The organism is uncultured Flavobacterium sp. (assembly GCF_963974175.1).
Taxonomy (GTDB): domain Bacteria; phylum Bacteroidota; class Bacteroidia; order Flavobacteriales; family Flavobacteriaceae; genus Flavobacterium.
In genome coordinates this window covers 304,478-327,624 of record NZ_CAXBBR010000004.1, presented here as the reverse complement: position 1 = coordinate 327,624, position 23,147 = coordinate 304,478, and the positions used below count along the sequence as shown (strand labels likewise).

At 34.3% G+C, this 23,147-nt stretch carries 22 protein-coding genes; 4 read left to right on the top strand and 18 right to left on the bottom strand.

All coding sequences use genetic code 11. The features are described 5' to 3' along the window. Window positions 1-20 precede the first annotated feature (20 nt). The 7 genes from AAC069_RS08860 to AAC069_RS08830 all read right to left on the bottom strand — a co-directional run bounded on the left by AAC069_RS08860 (window position 21) and on the right by AAC069_RS08830 (window position 6,615). The gene (locus AAC069_RS08860) at window positions 21-383 is read right to left on the bottom strand and encodes a nuclear transport factor 2 family protein (protein ID WP_339920114.1); all 363 of its coding nucleotides are present in this window, start codon (window positions 381-383) and stop codon (window positions 21-23) included. A gap of 1 nt (window position 384) precedes the next feature. Further along, window positions 385-1,314: a UDP-3-O-(3-hydroxymyristoyl)glucosamine N-acyltransferase gene (locus tag AAC069_RS08855; protein ID WP_339920113.1), complete on the bottom strand. Its 930-nt coding sequence runs from the start codon at window positions 1,312-1,314 to the stop codon at window positions 385-387. 76 nt (window positions 1,315-1,390) lie between these two features. Continuing rightward, a complete protein-coding gene (efp, locus tag AAC069_RS08850) occupies window positions 1,391-1,957 on the bottom strand; it encodes an elongation factor P (protein WP_074723243.1) in 567 nt (188 codons plus the stop codon). 100 nt (window positions 1,958-2,057) lie between these two features. Further along, on the bottom strand, window positions 2,058-2,843 hold the full coding sequence (gene lpxA / locus AAC069_RS08845; RefSeq protein WP_091088254.1) for an acyl-ACP--UDP-N-acetylglucosamine O-acyltransferase: 786 nt from the start codon (window positions 2,841-2,843) through the stop codon (window positions 2,058-2,060). A gap of 78 nt (window positions 2,844-2,921) precedes the next feature. After that, on the bottom strand, window positions 2,922-4,310 hold the full coding sequence (locus AAC069_RS08840; RefSeq protein WP_339920112.1) for a bifunctional UDP-3-O-[3-hydroxymyristoyl] N-acetylglucosamine deacetylase/3-hydroxyacyl-ACP dehydratase: 1,389 nt from the start codon (window positions 4,308-4,310) through the stop codon (window positions 2,922-2,924). Beyond that, window positions 4,303-5,346, bottom strand: coding sequence for a UDP-3-O-(3-hydroxymyristoyl)glucosamine N-acyltransferase (lpxD, locus tag AAC069_RS08835; RefSeq protein WP_339920111.1), 1,044 nt, complete (start codon window positions 5,344-5,346; stop codon window positions 4,303-4,305). The genes AAC069_RS08840 and lpxD overlap by 8 nt, the downstream gene beginning before the upstream one ends. Before the next feature lie 27 nt (window positions 5,347-5,373). After that, entirely contained in the window at window positions 5,374-6,615 is a 1,242-nt protein-coding gene (locus tag AAC069_RS08830; protein WP_339920110.1) for an HD domain-containing protein, read from the bottom strand. Between the two features lie 201 nt (window positions 6,616-6,816). Here AAC069_RS08830 and AAC069_RS08825 point away from each other — a divergent pair, with 201 nt between their 5' ends. The 4 genes from AAC069_RS08825 to AAC069_RS08810 are packed head-to-tail and all read left to right on the top strand — an operon-like array spanning window position 6,817 to window position 13,038. Beyond that, window positions 6,817-7,314, top strand: a complete 498-nt coding sequence (locus AAC069_RS08825) for a helix-turn-helix domain-containing protein (protein WP_339920109.1) — start codon at window positions 6,817-6,819, stop codon at window positions 7,312-7,314. Between the two features lie 18 nt (window positions 7,315-7,332). Continuing rightward, complete coding sequence (locus AAC069_RS08820) at window positions 7,333-8,469, top strand: efflux RND transporter periplasmic adaptor subunit (RefSeq protein ID WP_339920108.1); 1,137 nt, start codon at window positions 7,333-7,335, stop codon at window positions 8,467-8,469. Between the two features lie 8 nt (window positions 8,470-8,477). Next, the gene (locus AAC069_RS08815) at window positions 8,478-11,648 is read left to right on the top strand and encodes an efflux RND transporter permease subunit (RefSeq protein WP_339920107.1); all 3,171 of its coding nucleotides are present in this window, start codon (window positions 8,478-8,480) and stop codon (window positions 11,646-11,648) included. Next, window positions 11,638-13,038 carry an efflux transporter outer membrane subunit gene (locus AAC069_RS08810; RefSeq protein WP_339920106.1) on the top strand — a complete coding sequence of 467 codons (1,401 nt, stop codon included), beginning with the start codon at window positions 11,638-11,640 and terminating at the stop codon, window positions 13,036-13,038. The genes AAC069_RS08815 and AAC069_RS08810 overlap by 11 nt, the downstream gene beginning before the upstream one ends. Window positions 13,039-13,247: 209 nt before the next feature. Here the strand turns inward: AAC069_RS08810 and AAC069_RS08805 are convergent, their stop codons facing one another. The 11 genes from AAC069_RS08805 to AAC069_RS08755 form a co-directional block, all read right to left on the bottom strand. Then, entirely contained in the window at window positions 13,248-13,604 is a 357-nt protein-coding gene (locus AAC069_RS08805; protein ID WP_339920105.1) for a DUF3088 family protein, read from the bottom strand. 157 nt (window positions 13,605-13,761) lie between these two features. Next, entirely contained in the window at window positions 13,762-14,913 is a 1,152-nt protein-coding gene (gene chrA, locus AAC069_RS08800; protein WP_339920104.1) for a chromate efflux transporter, read from the bottom strand. 16 nt (window positions 14,914-14,929) lie between these two features. Beyond that, window positions 14,930-15,439, bottom strand: coding sequence for a GyrI-like domain-containing protein (locus AAC069_RS08795; protein ID WP_339920103.1), 510 nt, complete (start codon window positions 15,437-15,439; stop codon window positions 14,930-14,932). 246 nt (window positions 15,440-15,685) lie between these two features. Continuing rightward, window positions 15,686-16,882 carry a dipeptidase gene (locus AAC069_RS08790; protein ID WP_339920102.1) on the bottom strand — a complete coding sequence of 399 codons (1,197 nt, stop codon included), beginning with the start codon at window positions 16,880-16,882 and terminating at the stop codon, window positions 15,686-15,688. 147 nt (window positions 16,883-17,029) lie between these two features. Next, entirely contained in the window at window positions 17,030-17,539 is a 510-nt protein-coding gene (locus AAC069_RS08785; RefSeq protein ID WP_339920101.1) for a GNAT family N-acetyltransferase, read from the bottom strand. Window positions 17,540-17,871: 332 nt separating this feature from the next. Beyond that, window positions 17,872-18,081, bottom strand: a complete 210-nt coding sequence (locus tag AAC069_RS08780; protein ID WP_339920100.1) for a hypothetical protein — start codon at window positions 18,079-18,081, stop codon at window positions 17,872-17,874. Window positions 18,082-18,107: 26 nt separating this feature from the next. Next, window positions 18,108-18,281, bottom strand: coding sequence for a hypothetical protein (locus AAC069_RS08775; protein WP_339920099.1), 174 nt, complete (start codon window positions 18,279-18,281; stop codon window positions 18,108-18,110). A 218-nt stretch (window positions 18,282-18,499) separates the two neighbouring features. Next, on the bottom strand, window positions 18,500-19,216 hold the full coding sequence (locus tag AAC069_RS08770) for a hypothetical protein (RefSeq protein WP_339920098.1): 717 nt from the start codon (window positions 19,214-19,216) through the stop codon (window positions 18,500-18,502). Window positions 19,217-19,341: 125 nt separating this feature from the next. Beyond that, window positions 19,342-20,859: a serine hydrolase gene (locus tag AAC069_RS08765; protein ID WP_339920097.1), complete on the bottom strand. Its 1,518-nt coding sequence runs from the start codon at window positions 20,857-20,859 to the stop codon at window positions 19,342-19,344. A gap of 366 nt (window positions 20,860-21,225) precedes the next feature. Next, entirely contained in the window at window positions 21,226-21,858 is a 633-nt protein-coding gene (locus AAC069_RS08760) for a hypothetical protein (RefSeq protein WP_339920096.1), read from the bottom strand. A 150-nt stretch (window positions 21,859-22,008) separates the two neighbouring features. Next, window positions 22,009-23,073 (bottom strand): serine hydrolase domain-containing protein, encoded by a 1,065-nt coding sequence (locus AAC069_RS08755; RefSeq protein WP_339920095.1) that lies wholly within the window; start codon window positions 23,071-23,073, stop codon window positions 22,009-22,011. Window positions 23,074-23,147: the final 74 nt, after the last annotated feature.

The following is a 23,147-nucleotide window of genomic DNA, read 5'->3' as shown; positions in this document are numbered from 1 at the left end:
CCTTTTCTTATCAAAATAAATTATGATAATTGACTCATTTGATAACCTCTGTATAATTTATTGTCTTTTATTTCCCAAATTGCTATAAAATGCGCCAATAACATCTCCTCTCTTGGATTTTCAATTGTTTTTACAAAATGCGAATAACGTACACTAATCGTATCATTTTCGGAAACGATATGACTAATTCTGATCTTGGAGCGAACATAAGCTCTACCCAATTCTTCAGAAAGATCTAGTAAAGAATCATAGTCCAGTTTGACCAAACCTTTACTACTATTCCAATCCACTGTAACATCAGCGTGCAAATATTCTTTCAGAGTAGCGCTGTCAATAAGAGCATCTGATTTGTAAAAACTTTGAACGAGTTCCTTTGCTGTCATATTATTTTAATTTATTTAAAATCTCTGGTATTTTTTTAATATTAGCCAGTTGTTTTAATTTTTCCCTAGATTCTTCTATGGGTGTGCCAAAATAGGATTTTCCGCCTTCGACAGATTTAGTAACCCCTGTCTGGCCCATAATCACAGCTTTTTTACCTATTGTAATTCCGCTGGTAGTACCTACTTGTCCCCAGATAGTCACTTCATCTTCAATAATAACGCAACCTGCAATTCCAGTTTGAGACGCAATCAGACACATTTTTCCAATTACAGTGTCATGCCCTACATGAACCTGGTTGTCAAGTTTTGTTCCTTCACCAATGATCGTATCTCCTGTAACTCCTTTGTCAATTGTACAAAGTGCTCCAATACCCACATTGTCCTTTATTACTACCCTACCGCCCGAAAGCAATTGGTCAAACCCGTCTTCTCTCTTTTTATAGTAAAACGCATCGGCTCCAAGAACTGTTCCCGCGTGGATGATTACATTATTTCCAATTACGGTATTATCATAAATGACAACATTAGCATGAATCAAACAATTCTCCCCTATCACAACATGATTACCTATAAAGGCATTCGGTTGAATTACAGTTCCTTGCCCTATAGTAGCTGAAGAAGAAATAGAAGCACTTGAAGCCGCAAAAGGCTTAAAGTATTTTGTTAATTTATTGAAATCATTGAACGGATCTTCTGATATCAATAGTGCTTTTCCTTCTGGGCAATCTACTTTTTTGTTAATCAAAATAATCGTTGCCGCTGAATTTAAAGCTTTGTCATAATATTTCGGATGATCTACAAAAACAATATCACCCTTTTCTACAACATGAATTTCATTCATTCCAGATACTAAATAATTAGCATCCCCAACATATTCACAATTGATTAAAGTGGCAATTTCGTGTAGAGCGTAAACTTTTGGAAATTTCATAAATTTAATTAGAAAATGTATCAATTAGAAAATGTGATAAATATACCATTATCACATTTTCTAATCATCAAATTATTTACTCTTTTACGCGCTCCATATAAGAACCTGATGCCGTATCAATTTTGATTTTATCTCCTTCATTTATAAATAAAGGTACATTTACACTTGCTCCTGTTTCAACTGTCGCTGATTTAGTAGCATTAGTAGCTGTATTTCCTTTAATTCCTGGCTCAGCATAAGTAACTTCAAGAATTACAGATGAAGGCATATCTACAGAAAGAGGTAAATCAGTTTCTGTATTGATACTTACCATTACACTTTCACCTTCTTTTAATAAATCAGGAGAGTCTAAAATATTTTTGTTCAAAGATATTTGTTCGAAAGTCTCAGTATTCATAAAGTGAAAATCATCTCCTTCTGGATATAAATATTGAAATTTATGGTTTTCTACTCGAACTTCTTCAATTTTATGCCCTGCAGAAAACGTATTATCTAATACTTTACCATTACTTAAACTTCTTAATTTTGTTCTAACAAAAGCAGGTCCTTTACCTGGCTTAACGTGAAGGAATTCAATGATTTTGTATATGTCATTATTGTACTTAATGCATAATCCGTTCTTGATGTCTGATGTAGATGCCATTTTGTTTGCTTTTGGCTACTAGCTTTTGGCTATTAGCAATTTATATTTAATTATTTATTTTTAGGCTAAGAGCTTAATGCCAAGAGCCAAGAGCTTTTATTTAATAATTTCCTGTATATCCTTTCATAACTCCACGTGATGAGTTTCTGATAAAATCCAGGATCTCGTCGCGTTCTGGAGTTGCTTCCATCTCTGCTTCAATAATTCCTATAGCCTGTGTTGTGTTATAGTTTTTTTGATATAAAATTCTATAAATATCTTGAATTTCCTTGATTTTCTCTGTCGTAAAACCTCTTCTTCTCAGTCCGACAGAATTAATTCCCACGTAAGACAAAGGTTCTTTTGCTGCTTTTGTAAAAGGAGGAACATCTTTACGAACTAATGAACCACCAGATATCATCGCATGATCACCAATATGAATGAATTGATGAATTGCTGCCAAACCACCTATTACAGCATATTTACCAACAGTGACATGTCCTGCCAATGCAACACCGTTCACAATTATAGCATTATCACCAATATGGCAATCGTGCGCAATATGAGCTGTAGCCATGATCAGACAATTGTTTCCAAGAGTAGTTTGACCTGATGCAATTGTACCCCTATTGATAGTAACACATTCCCTAATCGTACAATTGTCGCCAATTATAGCTAAAGATTCTTCTCCACCAAATTTTAAATCCTGTGGAACAGCAGATATAACTGCACCAGGAAAGATATTACAATTCTTTCCGATTCTTGCGCCTTCCATAATGGTAACATTAGATCCTATCCAAGTACCATCACCAATAACTACGTTATTATGAATTGTTGTAAAAGGCTCAATGACAACATTTTTGGCGATTTTCGCGCCAGGATGAACATATGCTAAGGGTTGATTCATCTACTTTTTTTTATAATTTATATATATACAATAAAAACCTTGAAATCGTATATCTCAGGGTTTTTACATACTTTTAATTTACTGTTTTTTAGCAATCTGAGCCATTAGCTCCGCTTCTGCAACTAACTTACCATTAGCATAAGCGTTTGCTTGCATATGACAAATTCCTCTTCGTATCGGTGTAATCAAATCACACTTAAAAATAAGGGTATCACCAGGTAAAACCTTTTGCTTGAACTTAACGTTATCAATTTTCATGAAGTAAGTTAAATAGTTTTCAGGATCTGGCACTGTACTTAATACAAGGATTCCTCCTGTTTGTGCCATTGCTTCCACAATTAATACCCCTGGCATTACTGGTGCTTCTGGGAAATGTCCAACAAAGAAATTTTCATTCATTGTAACATTTTTCATTCCTACCACATGACTTTCAGACATTTCTATAATTCTATCAATCAATAAAAATGGAGGTCTATGAGGAAGAACAGCCATGATTTTATGAATATCCATCAATGGCTCTAGGTTTAAATCATAAACAGGAACATAATTTCTTTGTTCGATTTTTATGATTTTAGCCATCTTTTTAGCAAACTGAGTATTTACAAAATGCCCTGGTTTGTTAGCGATAACTTTACCTTGTATTTTTGTACCAATTAAAGCTAAGTCACCCACTACGTCGAGCAGTTTATGTCTTGCTGCTTCATTAGGGTAATGCAAAGTAAGATTGTCTAATATCCCGTTTGACTTCACATTTATATCTTCTTTTCCAAAAGCAATTTTCAAATTTTCCATTGTAGCTGCAGATATCTCTTTATCTACATAAACAATAGCATTATTTAAATCGCCTCCTTTAATCAAACCATTTTCTAATAATGATTCCAATTCATGCAGGAAACTAAATGTTCTAGACTCAGAGATTTCTTTTTTAAATTCAGAAATGCCTTTCATAGTAGCATTTTGTGTACCTAAAATTTTAGTCCCAAAATCTACCATCGTAGTAACACAATAATGATCACTTGGCATGATTAAAATTTCACTCCCGCTTTCCTCGTCTGTAAATGAAATTACTTCTTTTACTACATAAACATTACGTTTTGTATTTTGTTCTTCAACTCCTGCTTTTTCAAGTGCCTCAACAAAATACTTAGACGAACCGTCCATTATAGGCAGCTCTGAAGCATTCAATTCTATAATAACATTGTCTAAATCACAACCCACTAAAGCTGCTAACACATGTTCTGGAGTTTGTATTTTTACACCAAGTTTTTCTAAATTGGTTCCTCGTTGTGTATTTACCACATAATTTGCATCTGCTTCAACAACAGGATGTCCTTCTAAATCTACTCTGACAAAAGTGAAACCATTATTTACCGGAGCAGGCTTGAAAGTCATTGTAACTTCTTTTCCTGTGTGTAATCCAACTCCTGTTAGCGAGATTTCTGTCTTTATAGTCTTCTGTTTAACCATTATTCCCGTTTTTTTGGTTTAATATATGTTTTTTTAATTCTTCTAATTCTGCAACAATCTTCGGTAGATTTTTAAAGTGTACGTATGATTTACTGTAATCATTGTACCCAAATGTTGGACTTCCCTGTAGGACTTCATCATCCTTGATGTTTCTTCCCACACCAGATTGTGCCTGAATGCGAACATTATTCCCGATAGTTAAATGTCCCGCAATTCCAACCTGACCACCAATCATTGCGTTTTTACCAATCTTAGTCGAGCCAGCAACGCCAGTTTGAGCCGCAATTACGGTGTTCTCTCCTATTTCCACATTATGGGCAATCTGAATTTGATTGTCTAGTTTAACTCCTTTTCTTATAATTGTAGAACCCATAGTAGCACGGTCTATAGTGGTACAAGCACCGATATCTACATTGTCTTCTATAATAACATTCCCTATTTGAGGAATCTTTTTGAAGGTTCCGTCAGGACTTGGCGCAAAGCCAAAACCATCAGCCCCTATAATTGAACCGGAATGTATGGCGCAATTATTTCCTATTATCGTTTGCTCATAAATCTTAGTCCCAGCAAAAATAGTGACATTATCTCCAATGACAACATTATCACCTATAAAACAATTGGGATAAATTTTGACATCATCTCCTAAAACCACATTTGACCCGATATAACTGAAACTACCTAGATATAAGTTGATACCATATTTAGCATTCTCTGCTATAACTGAGGGTTGCTCTATTCCGCTTTTATTACCTTTTGCCTTATCATAAAACTCTAATAATTTAGAAAATGCAATATAAGCATCATCAACTTTTATCAAGGTTGTCTTTAATTCTGATTCAGGGGTAAAGCTTTTATTTACAATCGTGATTGTAGCTTCGGTGGTATAAATATAGTTATTGTATTTGGGGTTTGATAAAAAAGTCAGCGAACCTTCCTTCCCTTCTTCAATCTTAGATAACACATGTACTTCAGCATTGGGATTCCCAACAACTTCACCATCTAATATCCCCGCTATTTGTTCTGCTGTAAATTTCATTGCCACAAAAATATAAAAAAATAGATTTTAAATGTTCATTTCCACAAGTTGTTTTGGGAAACAGATGTAATATTTGGTCACAGATTTGGATAATGATTTTAAATTCAACTGATCAGAAGATTCAATAACATCCTCAACCGTCTTGTCTTTTTTCAATATTCGTATCGGTTCCGCTTCCTTACTGTAAGCTTGGTTTTTTATTTTTCCTTTGAAAATAAAATAATTAGTTTCCAGTAAGCTGATATTGTTTTCCAATGCAAAGCGTTCTTTTAAAGGCTGTAAATCTTCAATAGGTACTTTCTCACTGGTTAATTTAATTTTTAATAAATCCCTGTTGATAATCATTTTACTCAAAGATGACAAAATAAAATCATCTTGACGCTGCCATCCTTTTAGCGCACTGATAATATCAAAATCATCCAGCTGAGCAAATAAATCTAAGGTCTCGGCATCAAATGTATCCATTGTAACCTTATGTTGAAGAAAATACTGCAAAGGTTCACTACAAGGTAAAACCACTCCTTTCAACGTTAATTCTTTAGCACGTTTCAGGATGCGGGTCAAAATTAATTCGGCCACTAAACTGGTTTTATGCAAATACGCCTGCCAATACATTAATCGTCTCGACATCAAAAATTTCTCGACAGAGTAAATTCCTTTTTCTTCAATAACCAAAACATCATCCACGACATTCATCATTTGGATCAATCGTTCTGAGTTTACATTTCCTTCTGCCACACCCGAATAAAAGCTATCGCGTTTCAGATAATCCATGCGATCCATATCCAGTTGACTGGAAATAAGCTGCAACATAAACAATCGATGATACTCTCCTTTAAAAACCTTTATTGCTAAATCTAACTGTCCGTCAAATGCATCGTTTAATTGATGCATGAACAACAAAGAGATTTCCTCATGATGAACATCCTCAACAATGCTTCGCTCCATAGCATGTGAAAAAGGTCCGTGGCCAATATCATGCAATAAAATGGCGATATACAGCGCATTTTCTTCTTCTTTAGAAATTTCAATGCCTTTAAAACGCAATACATCAACTGCCTTTTGCATCAAATGCATGCAACCCAAAGCATGATGAAACCGCGTGTGATTAGCTCCTGGATAAACCAGATATGACAATCCCATCTGCGAAATACGTCTTAGACGTTGAAAATAAGGATGCTGTATTAAATCGTAAATTAAAGCATTAGGGATGGTAATAAACCCATAAATGGGATCATTGAATATTTTAAGCTTATTGATTTGACTCACTATAAGTTTGTTTTTAGGACAACAAATATAGGTAAAATAGATTTTACTTATTAAAGTGTTTTTTCTCTCCCTAATTTCCGTCAGAAATTATATTTTCAAGTTTATTTCTAACCAATAATTCAATTTTGATAAAATTAACATAACATTAAGTTCGATTAGTTCGGTGTTTTACGAACCAATCATATCTTTGCAAAAAAAAGTATGGACAATATACAAAAAGAAAGAGAGGAAATCATTGAGATATTCGGTATTCATTTTGAGTCTTTATATCAAGTTCCTCCTTTAGCAGCAAGAATTATTGGAGTTTTAATTATCGATGGATGTAAATCAGGATTGACCTTTGAAGCACTAGTAGAAAAATTAGGAGCCAGTAAAAGTTCTATTTCTACGAATTTAAAGTTACTCCTTAACATGGAGAAAATTTACTATTTCACTTTGATAGGTGATCGAAAAAAATACTTTAAGTCCGCCCCACTAAGTGACCGATTAAACAATTATTTAAAAATGATAGAAGCCGAAAGTTATATTATTAATAGAATGCATGATTACCGAAATAAAACTGCGTCTTGTGCCGAAGAAAAATGCAATCTAGAAAATATTATTTCGTACAAAAATCACATTCAAGAAATAGAAAAAACATTTCACAAAACGATAGCTGAATTTAAGAAAATAGAAATCAACAATAATAGTAATCAATAATTAATCAAATTTAAAAAAATGAAAAAAATTTCATTACCAATAATAGCTTCTTTGCTCATCCTTTCTTCATGTGGAAAGAAAGAAGAACAAGCCCCAGTACAAGGTCCTGCTCCTTTCGCTGTACAAGAAATAGTACTGCAGGATGCAACCGTATACCAAGAGTTTACGGCTAACCTTGAAGGACAACAAAATGTTGAAATCAGACCTAAAGTAAGCGGATTTATTCAAAAAGTATACGTTGATGAAGGTCAAGTGGTTAAAAAAGGGCAACTTTTATTCAAATTAGAAACTCAAATGTTAAACCAAGATGCTTCGGCTGCAAAAGCAATGGTTTCAGCAGCGCAAGTTGAAGTGGATCGTTTAAAACCCCTTGTAGATAGAAATATCATCAGTAATGTACAATTGGCGACAGCCAAAGCCAAGTTAGCACAAGCAAAAAGTGCGTATGGAAGTATTGCTGCTAATATTGGGTATGGAACTATCTATTCTCCTGTAAATGGAGTTATTGGAAGTTTGCCCTTTAAAGAAGGTAGTTTAGTAAGCCCTACTGCCGAAATACCGATGACAACAGTATCTGATACGAAAATTGTTCGTGCCTACTTTTCAATGAATGAAAAACAAGTATTGTATTTTAATAGAACTTTTAAAGGATCTACAACTGCCGAAAAGCTAAAAGCTGCTCCTCCGGTTAGCCTAATTTTAGTAGACAATTCGGAATACAACCAGAAAGGGAAGATTGCTACAATGAACGGTTTAGTGAATTCTACTACGGGAACTACAGAGTTTAGAGCTGAATTTACGAATCCAGAAGGGCTTTTAAGAAGCGGAAGTAGCGGAATCATTCGGTTACCAATCGTACAAAGCAATGTTATTTTGGTACCCCAAGTGGCTGTTTTTGAAGTACAAGGAAAACAAATTATATATGCTGTCGAACAAGGAAACAAGGTTAAATCAAGAATCATAGAAACCAATGGAACTTCTGGTTTGGATTACATTGTAACGAATGGTCTTGCCGCAGGGGACGTTGTAGTAATTGAAGGTGCTTCAAAACTAAAAGACGATATGGAAATTGTACCACAGCCTACTAAAAATGAAGTACTAGCAAATACTGCCACAACAGCGGCTGCTGCTACAAAAACGACTACTAAAAAATAATTGCAAAGATGTTAAAAACTTTCATAGAGAGACCTGTACTCTCGACCGTAATCTCAATTCTAATTACCATTTTAGGTGTATTGGGATTGATGTCCTTACCCGTAGAACAATATCCCGAAATAGCGCCGCCAACAGTACAGGTAACCGCCAATTACACGGGAGCCAACGCTGAAACGGTACTGAATAGTGTAGTAATTCCGCTGGAAGAAGAAATTAATGGTGTAGAAGGTATGACGTATATGACGTCTTCTGCAGCTAATGATGGTTCAGCTAAAATTTCTGTTTATTTTGCATTAGGGACTAACCCTGATATTGCGGCAGTAAACGTGCAAAATAGAGTAGCTCGAGCTACTAGTAAGTTGCCTACTGCAGTAGTACAAACTGGGGTTACCACAGTAAAAAGCCAAACTAGTGCTTTGATGTTCTTTGCCTTATATTCTAAAAATAAAGCATACGACGAAGTTTATATTCAGAATTATGCGAAAATTAACTTGGTACCCAAATTACAACGTGTTAAAGGAGTTGGCCAGGTAAATGTTTTTGGAGCCAAAGATTATTCGATGCGAATTTGGATTAACCCTGAAAAAATGGCTACTTATGGTATTGCTCCAAAAGATATTCAAGCCGCTTTGCAAGAACAAAACGTAGAAGCAGCTCCAGGAAAATTTGGAGAAAATGCAGACGGTGTTTTTGAATATGTTATTAAATACAAAGGAAGACTTTCAGAAATAAAAGATTATGAGAATATCATAATCAAATCTACTGGAAACGGAAATTTCTTAAGAATTAAAGATGTAGCCACTGTTGAATTAGGCGGTTTCAATTATGGAACTAAGAATATCGCCATGGGTAAAGAAGGAGTTGTTGTAGGAGTTTTTCAAACTTCTGGATCTAACGCCCAAGATATTACCACAGAGATCATGAGTATCTTAGAGGAATCAAAAGTAGATTTCCCGTCTGGAGTGGATTATATTATTCCTTTTAACACTAAAACATTTCTGGATGCTTCTATCGATAAAGTGATTTCTACCTTAATCGAGGCTTTTCTATTGGTTTTTCTGGTTGTTTATTTATTCTTACAAGATTTTAGATCCACTTTAATTCCCGCTATTGCTGTACCAGTAGCTATTGTAGGTACTTTTTTCTTCCTGCAAATATTTGGCTTCTCCATCAATATGCTAACGTTGTTTGCAATGATTTTGGCCATTGGTATTGTTGTTGATGATGCCATTGTCGTCGTCGAGGCAGTACATGCTAAGCTAGATGAAGGCGCAAAATCAGGGAAAGAAGCTACGATTTCTGCGATGAATGAAATTACAGGAGCCATTGTTTCTATTACCTTAGTAATGGCGGCAGTATTTATTCCGGTATCGTTCTTAAGCGGACCATCGGGAGTATTCTACCAACAATTTGCTATTACTTTAGCGATTGCTATTTTAATTTCGGCGGTAAATGCCTTGACTTTAAGTCCTGCTTTATGTGCGTTGCTATTAAAACCGCATCCGGATTCTGACCATCATGATGCTAATTTTAAAGACCGTTTTTTCATTGCTTTCAACTCTAGTTTTGATCGAATGAATGCTAAATATGTGAAATCTCTTGGTTTCTTAGCTGCAAGAAAATGGATTACTGTTGTTGGTTTATTAGTTTTTACCGGTATTACGATTTTGTTGTTCCAAACTACGCCTTCTGGATTTATTCCAAATGAAGATAGAGGAATTATCATGGCCGATTTAACACTTCCTCCTGGAACTACTTTGGAGAAGACTAAAAAGACCGTACAAGAATTGGATTCCATAATTGCTTCGATGGATATCGTTGAAGCCCGAATGAATATTGTAGGTTTCAGTTTGCTAAACGGTGTAAATGGAGGTTCATATGCGTTTTCAGTAATTAAATTGAAAGACTGGAGCGAACGTACCGAAGCCAATCAATCTGTAGATGCTGTTGTTGGCCAATTGTTTGCTAAAACAGCCGGTTTAAAAGAAGGTCGTGCCTTATTCTTTACACCACCTAGTGTACAAGGTTTTGGTAGTGCCGATGGTTTTGAATTAAAAGTACAAGACAAAGGAGATGATGATTGGGCAACCGTTAGTAAAGTAACAAATGAATTCTTAGGAGAGTTAATGAAACGTCCTGAAATTCAATATGCCATTACTAATTTCAATCCTACTTTCCCACAATATCAAATGGATATTAATATAGAAAGAGCCAAGGATGCTGGAGTAGCTATTTCTGACATATTTAATACCATGCAAGGCTATTATGGTGGATTGTATACAACGGATTTCAACAAGTTTGGAAAACAATACCGAGTAATGATTCAGGCAAAACCGGAAGACAGGGCAAACCTTGAATCTATTAACAATATTTATGTGAAAAATGGAGCCGGTCAAAAAGTGGCAATCAGTCAGTTTGTAGATTTCAAAAGAATATACGGTCCTGAGGCAGTTGCTCGTTTTAACATGCTAAAAGCCGTTAATATTAACGGTAAAGCAAACGCTGGGTTTAGTTCTGGTGATGCTATTAAAGCGGTTCAAGAAGTAGCAGCACAACATTTGCCAAAATCATATACCTATGAATTCTCAGGTATGACACGTGAAGAGATTCTCGCAGGTAATCAAGCTCTTGGCGTATTCTTATTAAGTTTAATCTTTGTTTACTTCTTATTAAGTGCGCAGTACGAAAGTTATTTAGTACCATTATCGGTATTGCTTTCACTTCCAGTAGGTATTGCTGGAGCCATTGGTTTTGTAAAACTCGCAGGATTAGAAAATAATATCTATTTCCAAGTGGCTCTAATCATGTTGATTGGACTACTCGCCAAAAATGCGATTTTGATTGTGGAATTTGCTATACAAAGGCGACGAAACGGAATGGACTTGACACAAGCCGCTATTGAAGGAGCAAAAGCACGTTTACGTCCTATCCTGATGACTTCATTAGCATTTATCTTCGGATTGATGCCATTGGCTCTAGCCTCTGGAGTTGGTGCTGTAGGAAACCGTTCTATTGGTATGGGTGCCGTTGGAGGAATGCTTATCGGAACTATTTTTGGAGTGTTTGTTATTCCAATTTTGTTTGTGATCTTTCAAGGATTACAAGAACGTATCTCTGGAAAGCCAGTAAATACTAAAGAAAATGATGTTGCACTTTTAGAAGAAGAAAATGAAAAATAAAATATATAGAGTCGCGCTTTTAGGACTAACAGCAACTGTAATGCAATCGTGTTTTGTTGCTAAAGACTATAAACGACCAGAATTAAAAACAGCTGATTTGTATCGAAATGAAGTGGTGTCGACTGACACTAATTCATTAGCAAATGTATCCTGGGATAAAATTTTTACTGACCCTCTTTTGCAAGGCTATATTTCAAAAGGCTTACAGAATAATTTAGATATCCGCATTGCTATGCAAAACATCGTGGCTGCACAGGCAACGATGAAGCAAGGAAAAGCGGGCTACTTCCCTAGCCTATCTGTGGGAACAGACTGGACCCATCAAGAACTGTCTAAAAACAGTCAGTTTGGAGCTTTTTTGGCAGACCGTAGTACGAATCAATATCAATTGTCAGGAAATCTTTCTTGGGAAGCAGACATTTGGGGAAAAATAAGAAGTAATAAACGCGCTACTAACGCTGCTTACCTGAAAACAACAGCAGTAAATCAAGCGATAAAAACACAATTAATTGCAAATATTGCTACTGTTTACTATCAATTGCTTTCAGTAGATGCACAAATAAAAGTAGCTGAGGAAACTTTAATCAACAGGGATAAAAGTGTCGAAACTATTATTGCGCTTAAAAAAGCGGGGAATGTTACTGAAGTTGGGGTCAAACAAACAGAAGCGCAAAAATATGCTACTCAAATCATCATTGCTGATTTAAAGAATAGCATCATTATCCTAGAGAATACTATGAGTATACTTCTGGGAGAATCATCGGGTAAGATTGAACGTAATACCTTTGAATCTCAATCAATGCAACCAGCAATTACTTTAGGGGTTCCTGCCAGTTTGTTGAGAAACAGACCAGACGTGATTGCAGCAGAATATAATTTGATTACTAATTTTGAAATGACAAATGTAGCCAAAAGTGGATTTTATCCAACCTTAAAGGTTACCGCTTCAGGAGGACTTCAAAGTATTGATTTGAAAGAATGGTTTAGTGCTAATTCTATTTTTGCCAATGTAATTACTGGTTTAACACAACCTATTTTCAATCAAAGACAAGTAAAAACGAAGTTTGAAATAGCGAAAGCAAATCAAGAGAAAGCGTACTTACAGTTTGAACAATCGCTACTTACTGCTGGTAAAGAAGTTTCGGATGCACTGGCGCAGTACAATAATGAGACCTATAAAATTACAATTCGTACAAAACAGACAGATGCACTTAAAAAAGCATCTAATTACTCCGATGAATTGTTGACCTATGGTTTAGCAAATTATCTCGAAGTATTAACATCTAAAAATGATGCTTTAAATGCTGAATTGAGTTTAGTAGACAACAAGTTCCAACAATACAAAGCGGTAATTCAATTGTACAAAGCCCTTGGTGGTGGATGGCAATAAAGGATTCCAAATAAAAATATAATAAGTTGTTAATTCAAAAAAAGCCACTGAGTATTGTTCTTAGTGGCTTTTTTTGTGTTTTGGTAAAAGCTTTTGACTGATTTCTATTCATAAATTATGAAAATAACAAAATAAGATATTTGTAAAATATTGAAATTCATTAATTTAAATTACTTTCAAAGGCAGTTAATTCCCACATCTAGCTCTATCTACAGATGCATAAGACCAACATTATATTTTTCAGATAAAAATTTTGCAATCAAAGTAGTAGAATTTATGAACAGAACGTCCCCGTAAGCTGTAAAATAGCTAACATCTACATTATGAGTTTCCTCTTTTGAAATGATAACTACAGGACTACCCTGATTCTCTTCTCCTATTAATGCTACAATAGCCGTTCTTGGGGTTTCAAAGTCTACATAAACGATGTCTAATTCTTTCCTAAGCTCTGGATAGTAGCTTAGAATACCTTCAATAATAGCACAGTCTGGACAATAATAGAGTTTTCCCTTGTTATCTGCCTTTTGATCAGTAAAATCAGGGTTTAAAAGAAATAATTGAATCATACTGTTTTTTTTATTTGTTATATTTTTTAAATCAGCGGAAGTCGCTATTTCTTGCCATATTCCCAATTCAAATTAAAGACTTTTTTGCTATGCTGCCCTCCTAATAAAACGCATGTATTAGCTCCAAAATTATATTTTTTTTAAAAAAATAATGAGTTTAAACGAGGTAATCAAATATTCCAAGTGTTAGTAAGTATCCCAATACTGCTCCGCCCAAAACAACAAAGGCACTATTTACCTTCTTGTACTTAAAAACAATCCCAACGCTTAATATGGCTATTAAAATCGTGCGCCAATCCGTGATCGTTTCCTTACCTAATTCATAACAGATGGATACAATTATCGCTATAGAAGCCACATTTACAGCATCTAGAAATACAGCAAAAGGCTTAGAATTTCTCATTTTCTTTACCAAAGGATTCAATAATGCTACAAACACAAATGAAGGTAAAAATATCGCCAGCGTTGAAATGAGTGCGCCTGATATTCCATTGATTTGATAGCCTACAAAAGTAACCGAGGAAAAAACAGGCCCCGGCGTGAATTGGCCTACCGCAATAGCATCTATTAATTGGGTTCGTGTTAGCAATCCTTTGGCTACCAATTCGGCATCTAAAAAAGCAAAAAGCACATAGCCACTACCGTATAAGATTGCACCAATTTTCAAGAAAATTAGAAATAAATTTAAGTTCGTTGGTGCCAATAAAGCGGTTTTAGAAACCGGAAGCAACGTTAACGGAATAAAACTATTCCATTTACTATTCAAGTCTTTGTTGGTCAAAGAGTTCCAAAATAAAGCCAAGAATCCAGCGCCAAAAAGAAGTGCTATTTCATTGAACTGCAACAGTGAAAGCAGCAAAACCACAACCCCTATAATTCCTAATCGAACTGTTTTCAAGGATTTTTTTGCCAAAGGAAAAATAGCACCTAGAATAATGGCGATGATAGCAGGTTTAATGCCATATAAAAAAGGTTGAATCTCCGGTAATTGTCCATAATCTTTATAAAGCCAAGCAAAGATTCCTGTAAGCATAACGGCTGGGACGATAAAGCACAATCCTGCAACAATAAGCCCCTTCCATCCTGCCCTTTCATGACCAATGTGGATTGCCATTTCGGTACTATTGGGACCCGGAATTAAATTTGTGGCGCCTATTAAATCTAAAAAGTGTTGCTCTTCAAGCCATTTTTTTTTCACCACTACTTCCTCGCGCATCATAGAAATGTGCGCGGCAGGACCTCCAAAACCTATAATTCCTAATTTTAAAAAAAGTGCTGCTACCTCCTTTATTTTTTGATTTTCATTCATTACGATAGCTCGTTTATTATTTTATTTCAGGCGGCAAATTTACTTTTTTTTTCAGTTTAACTGGAATCCAAATTTCCTCTTCAGAATCAGGATGGTCATTTATATATTTATCACCTAAAATTTCAAAATGAGGCCGATGATCTAAAACATACTCGGAGCTCGGTAACCAAGTAGCAAAAATATATTCAAAAGCAGCAGGCGCTCCATTCGCATCACCTTTATAAGTAAAAACAGCATAAAGGCCACTGCTGATTGTAAAAGAAGCCATCCCTTCAGGAATTTTTTCGAAATCAGTTGTTACTACAGCTGTCCAATATTCAAAAGCCGCAGTAGGATTAAAATTATCGTAAAAAGTAGGACTGAACAATTGCATCGAGTAATAATCCGTGCCAATTGTATTTAAAACTTCTTTTCTTCTCGGCATAAAACGCTTCCAAAGTTCCCTCGCTTTATAGTCGCTATAAGACATCGTCATTCGCATTCCTATAACTTTGGTTTCGGGAAATATCGCTATTCTTGGAATCATAATCTGGCAATTTTAAATTAGTATTTCGGAATGCAAAATACCAAAAATTAAATTGATGAACGGAAGCTGTCGATTAAAAAATAGTTAAACGAATGTACTTTGGTATATTTTGCTTTAGCTTTAAAAAATCTTTTGCAACCGATGTATGGATTAATGAGATTAAACCTGTCATAATCTGAGTTTAGTTATTTACCATGCAGACACTCCCACTATTTATTTAGAATTTGTTTCGAAAAAAAGCTGTGCTTAGTGCTTTTCATTGGCAATCAAAACACGCAATAAGTTTCCGCCTAATATTTTGCTGATGTCCTTTTCACTATATCCTTTTTCTAGCAGTGCTTTTGTAATTAGTGGATACGTCGTGGCGTCATCTAATTGTTGTGGTGGCAATTCAATACCATCAAAATCAGAACCAATTCCTACATAATCAACGCCAACTAAGTTGATGATATATTCAATGTGCTTGATTACAAGATCAAAAGAGGCTCGAAGGTCCTGTGCCTCTGTATCGTATTTTTTGTAAATTGTCGAAGAAGCAACGTGGCGATTTTGAACTGCCAGCATGATAGAATCTTCCTCGGCCATGTGCTTTTTAATAAAAGTATCTTCTCTCTTTTCTATAGTAGGATCAAGAAATCCAGAATTAAAATTTACTTGGATGACTCCTCCGTTTTTAGCAATGGCTTTTATTTGCTCGTCTTTGAGATTACGTTGGTGCGGACAAAGCGCATAAACTGAACTGTGAGAAGCGATTATAGGTTTGGTGGTAGTAGCGATAACATCCCAAAAAGTCTGTTCTCCTACATGAGAAATATCAACCATCATTCCCAATGCATTCATATGTTGTACCAGCTGCTTTCCAAAATCAGTCAGGCCTTTGTGTTTTAAATCTTTGTTGTGTGTTTCGTCAGCAGCACTTGTTGCCCAAGATGTAGAATTGTTCCAGGTAAGAGTCAGATAGCGGGCGCCTCTTTTATAGAACGTATCTAGTTTATTCAGGTCATCTTCGATTTGATGGCCACCTTCAACGCCTATCAATGCGGCAATTTTGTGTTGCTTCACTACTTTATATAGTTCTGTAGTGTTGGCTACTTTTACAATTTTATCTAGATTACGTTTGACAGCAGCATCTAAACTATCCATTTGACGCATTGCAAAATCATAGGGATTGGGTTGCTCACCGTCACTAAAAACAGAAAAAAATTGCACATCCATGCCCCCTTCTTTCCATCGTTTTAAGTCACTATGTGTTTTCCCGCGCAAGTCCTGATCAAAAGCGACGCCGTAGTCCATTGCTTGTGATAAGAAATCATTGTGTGTATCTACAAGAATCGCTTTACTATGAATCTTCTTATAAGTTGGACTCGTTTTCTCGACTTTCCCTTGAGCTAGACATGTCAATCCAGTCAACAATACCACAGCTAAACTCATCACTTTTTTCATATCTTTTTGTTTTAAAATATTCTTTTTTAGCTAAACTTGTCATTCCTCAGGCTATACAGTAATTCCTTTACTATTGCTTTATAATTACCGCATATCCCTTTTCTTGTAGGCACGATTTCTATCATTGCTAAATTGATACTTTTTATTCTAAAACGCTAATTTATATAGCAATACCTCTTCGGTATCGTCTGTTAGTTTGATGTTTTTTTGAAACTGAAGCCCCAGTTTCATCAATAGTTTCTGAGAACCGATGTTTTTTTCTGAAGTAATTCCATTAATTTCGGTTAGATTGAATTCACTAAAAGCAAGTTCTTTTAGCTTATTAGCACTTTCAAAACCGTATCCTTTCTTTTCATACTCTGGAAGAAAAGCAAATCCAATATCGATACCCTCTACGCCCTCTCTATCGTAAAGCCCGCAGGATCCAATTTTTACACGGTCAAATTTTCTAGTTACCGTATAATTTCCAAATCCAATTTTTTGGATTTGAGGTATCATCTTATTCGAGATATATTCTTCAGCATCTTGAACATTTTGCAAGTTTCTATCCCCAATAAATTCAATCCATTTTGGGGTATTGAACAGCGCCAAAATAAATTCGGCATCAGCTGTAGTCGTGGGTGTCAGAACTAGTCGCTCCGTTTCAAATGTTTTCAATTCGTTTAGTTTTAAATTCACATTTTGTGTTTTTACCTAAAAATTTCGAACCTCTTTACCGAAATTTAAAAACGTAAATGTACTCCATTTATCCTACAAAAATACAGGTATTTTTACCTGCTTTTACTAGCTACCTTTACTTTAAACCCACGGTATTTTCTTTTAAAACTGTTGAAATTAATACTCCTTCAACTGAAAGTAGGTACCGAAACAAGTACTATTAAAAAGACAAGGATTTTTTTCATTTTGGATCTATTGTAATGGCTTGTGTATTGCGATATTCAAGATTTCAATTTACATCCTTTCTGGGCTTCAGTGGCTGTTCTCAGTATTTATTGGTCTGTACTTTTTTCAGCTTTTTTGATGTCCCAATACGATTTCATAAACAGTACTGCTATTGCCAATCGAAAGACTCGATACAACCAAATATTGACCTCCCAAAAGAATAGTTTGTGTGTCGCTCCGGTATCAAATAAGGAGTAGATGAACGAAATTAAAAATAAAATAGCCAATGCTAAGTAAACGTTTTTGTGCATTCTCATAAAAAATTATTTGCTCTTGTTAGTTTCTAGTTTTTGTTAGCGCTTGCTTTAAATAAAAAACCAAAAATATTTAAAGTAAATCCAATGATAAGTACAGCCCCAGCGATTACTTGTATTCTTCCAGATTCCGGATATTCGATAATTAAGAAGATTGCTGTTGCCAATACAATAAGGCTAAGTAGGTAGATTATATTTTTCATTTGTGATTGCTTTGTTTTTAAATATTTTATTAAACTTTTTATTTTGCTTATCGTTATTATTGAAATAGTAGCACTCTTTACGGACCCAAGCTGGACGCTTGCCGTAGCTTTGTATAATTGGGTTCTATTGTTTAAGTGAGGAAATTATTTATAGTATAAATTGCAAATCTGCGCTAACATAGTACAGACATGTGTGACATTTAATCATCCATAAATACTTATATTTTTTCATTTACAAGTGCTTCCAAGTCAATAGAATTGTTGACTGTATTTTTCTCTTGTTCTAAGTTCATTCCCGCTTTTATGTTTGTATTATAATGTAATTTGATAATTTGTTTATCACTTTTTGAAAAACTGTCGTTATTATCTGTAGAATATTTGTAAAACAAACTAAAGGAATCATCATTAACACCTAACAAACCTAATGATTTTAAAAACAAATTTTTAAGGTAAAAAGTTCCATGGTTGTATTTCTGAATCTTAGACGGAACAATACAAAAACTTGTTTTCATTAATTGATATTGTTTATTGTAAGTTCTATTGCTCCAGTTACTCATATTAAAATCTACGGTTAAAGGAAGTTTGTTTTTTGTCTCTACAAAATAATCTTTTAACTCTCCAAAAAACACCGTTATTTGAACATCCGATCCATCTGTTGCTTCAATTATTTTCATTCCAGTAAGAAGTTCTAAATCAGACAGAAAACTATCCCACTTCTTTTTTGACATGTATGTAAACTCTCCTACTATTTGATATTTTAAAGTATCCTTATTTTCCCATTTCATCAAAGGGAATTGGTAATTATTTACGGTCCAGTTTGCTGCTTTTAAATACTCAGTTGATAACACTGCCGCTTTTTTAGATTGGGCCTGTGCCAATTGGAAGACTACTAAAGCTAGCACTAGACTCAATTTTAAATTAAATATTTTCTTCATTTTTGATCTTACGATATGGTATTGACAACAATTTTAGTTAATTAATAATTGATATTCTCTGGCGGCACAAGCGGCAAACTAGCGTGTAGAGACATGCTTTTTGCAATTTATAGAGAATCTTCTTGTCACTTTTTCAATAATTCTTCAATTTTAAAAAGCATTTCTTTTGCGTTTTGGTTTGTTGGCTCTAATTCTAACACTTTTAAATAATCGCTTTTTGACAACAAATATTCCTTTTTATTAAAATAAGCTTCCCCACGACTATCATAAACATTTGACGAATTTGGAAATTCATTGATATTTAGACTAAAAATTTTAATGGCTGATTCTAATTTTGCATCTCTTAAAAATTCGTAGCCCAATTGATTGAGTTCGCTTTCATTAGAGAAATTGTATTCATTATTCTTATTTTTTTTAAGATTTTTGTAGAGTTCAATACCTTTATCAATGTTGTTTTGGCTTTCTTTTCTTATCGTTAAAGAAATAGATTCTTTTTGGGATTCCAATGGGTAGTTTTTCCAATTATTTACACTTGCAATACTGTTAACTATTTCTTTTATAATCGTTGATACTCTACCATTTGTCATAACTATTACCCCGTTTCCATCTTCAAAACTACCTACATAATAGCATACAAAGCCTTCATTACCGCCACTATGCCCAAAATACTTCACCCCATTAAAATCATTTAAGAATACTCCGAAATTAGTATCTAATCTTTTTACCGACATTTCTTTAGATAGTATTTTATTTGATTTTCCCAATAATGATAATTGCGTTTCAATGATATATTTTGATAAATCTGTTGGATTTGTCCATAAACCAGCTGCAGCCTTTTCGGGATATATATGGTACTTTCCTACCACTTCTTTATCTACATTATATCCTGTTGCAAGTATATTTTCTTTCCCTTTAGCGGGAGGTTGATTAAAAGAACTGTTGCTCATTCCTAATGGAGTTAAAACATTTTTTAGCAAATAATCTTCGTATTTCTCTCCCGTTGTATTCTCCAGAATTAATTGAGTAATTGTAGTTCCACCTCCTGAATATTGGAATTTTAAACCCGGTTCAAATAGAGACCGAACAGCATTTGAATTGGAAGGTTTTAATCCATCAAGAGTTTCTATTGTCGTTGGCAATTTTTCTCCCTTTGCATAGCCTTGGAAACCGCCAACTGATAAACCTGCCGTATGGTTTAATAAATGTGCTATTGTTATTTTCTTACCCTTAGAAATAGAATCGTACGGGAATTTCCATTCTTTTAAATAAGTATTGATATCCTCATCTAATCCTAATTTCCCTTCTTCCACTAGTTTTAATATCGCTAAACTATTGAAAGATTTACTTATTGAAGCCGCTTGAAAAAGAGTTTGTGTTGTTGCTAGTTTTTTTTCACTACTATCTGCATAACCGTATGCCTTTAACCATTCTATTTTGTAATCTTTAATAACAGCGATACTTACCGCATTTACGTTGTAAAATGCCATTCTTTCTTTTAATGTCCATTTTTTGTTTTTAGATTTATCCCAATGGTTTAAATCATTTTCAATTAAATATATCTTATCATTTACTTTTTGTCCAAAAGTGCTTACTGATAAAAACAGTATTGCTACTACTAAATATAAGGTTTTAGATAATTTCATAAAAAAAATTGTTAGTTATAATTAGGCCCTAATGTTTATTTTAATAATCCTTCTATTGTGGCTATTCCTATTGTTTACATGTTCATTATATAGTTGACATTCTTTGCGTGCACAAATTGCAAATCTAAGCTAGCTTTGGTGGTTCCAAATTTGTTCTTTTGAAACGTCATCAATGACCATTTTCTTTGCATCAAAAATGAATCCGCCATTTTTGATTGTATAATTCTGTTTCATAGAGATATCTTTTTTTTCTAACGTCTTGCCGCTTTGAGATGGTTTGCGCTTCGTAAGCACTGATTTTCAGGCTTAACGAAAACCCGATGCGAAACGGTAATTCCACTAAATTCCAACTAGCTCAAACGGCTGTTATAAACAGTTTTTGTTGTATTCTTCTACAACTTTTAGGATATCATTCTTTCCGTAAATGTTGGCTTCTAATTTGGAAACCAAACTAGGGCAATCGCTAAAATATTCGATAGCTCTTTTATTGAACGAACGTGAGATTCCAGCTGTAACTAGAGGGCTTACCGCTGATTCATTTTCTCGCAAAATATAAAATTCATTGAAATCAGTTGTAGAATAATTCCACATTCCTCCACTGACTCCGCCAGAGGTCATATAGCCGCCAGATGATATACTGACATTTCTTGCATACAGATTTGCTTTTCCTTTGGTTATTCTTTTAAATAGCCCTTTTTTAGTGTCAGATAAATTTATATATTCAAAATAGGCAACTTCAGAATCCGAATTTTTAAATATGACTCTGTCTACTTGACTTTCGCCATATGTTATTTTTTCAGATTTGCGATCTTTTCTGAAACTTATTTTTTCTTCCCCGTTTATCGCGACAAGATTTTTCGAAATCATAGGTAGACGAATTTCACCGACGAGTGTATCCGCATTTTTTAGGATTAACTGACCTTGTGTCCAATCATATTGACCATAGCTAGCCATTGCTATCATGTTGATTAAAAGTAATAAAGTAATCTTTGTTTTCATTCGTTGTTATATTAAAATTGTTTACGTTTCGCCACTTTGAGATGGCTGGAAATTCGTAACTGCTCAATTTTCGGCTAAACGAAAACTTGATGCAAAACGGTAATTCTACTAAATCACAAACTATATCAAAACGGCTGTTTTCAGTAGTTGTTATTTTTTCTCCGCTAAATATAAATTCGCAATTTCTTCTATAAAATTTTCAGGACGAGAACCCACTAAATTTGTCAAAATTACTACTGAAATATTATCTTTTGGATAAATGTATAAAGCATTTCTATTACCACCGACCGAGGCAATTACAGGATTTTCAACTCTTGAAGAGGAATAAAAACCAATCAAACTTTGATTCAGAAAACCGTTTTCTTGATATAATTCTCCATTATCTAATCGGATGGGAGTCCAAAGCGTATTTAGATTTTCGGCATTAATTAATTGATTACTTTGTAATACGATTAACCATTGTGCCATTTCAGTTGCCGTTGAATAGATTCCACCGGCTGGATACAAATTTGAAGGTATCGGTTGATACACATTGGTTAGAATATTATTTCTAAAATAAGAATAGGGCTTTGCGGAGTGTTTATTTATGTTGTAAAAATCGCCTATCTCAGCTTTGATGGAATTCTTCATTCCCGCTTTTTTATATTGGTTTTCTGTAATGAATTTTTCAAATGACTGTCCACTTATTTTTTCAATAAGCATTCCAAGCAGTAGGTAATTCGCTTGACTGTCTCTAAACTTTTTACCAGGTGTAAAAATAAGAGGCAATTCTTTTATTTTTTGGAATAAAGTTTCACTATTTTCAGATAACAAATTTCCTTGTGAATCCCAAATTTCAGGAAGTCCCGATTTATGAGTCACTATTTGTTTTACTGTAATATTTTGCCAAGTTTTAGGTAGCTTATCCAAATATTTTGAAATAGGTTCGCCAAGATTTAATTTACCATTTTCCACTAATTGCATAATGGCAACTCCCGTAAAGGATTTAGTCATAGAATTAATGCTAAAAACTGTTTCACTATCAACGGCAATCGAATCCTCAATATTTGCCAGACCGTAATGACTTGTTTTCACAATCTTATTATTTTTAATTACTGCTAATTGCAAACCAACAATCCTATTTTTTTTCATTAGATTTTTTATTGCATCATCAACTTTGTCGACTTGTGAATAAGTAAAATTACTAGCAGTAAAAAAGGCAAGTAAGAACATCATTTTTTTCATATTTTCTTTATTCTATTTGGTTGATTCTTATGTTTTTTTCGGGTACAGTTACTGCCAACGTTTCG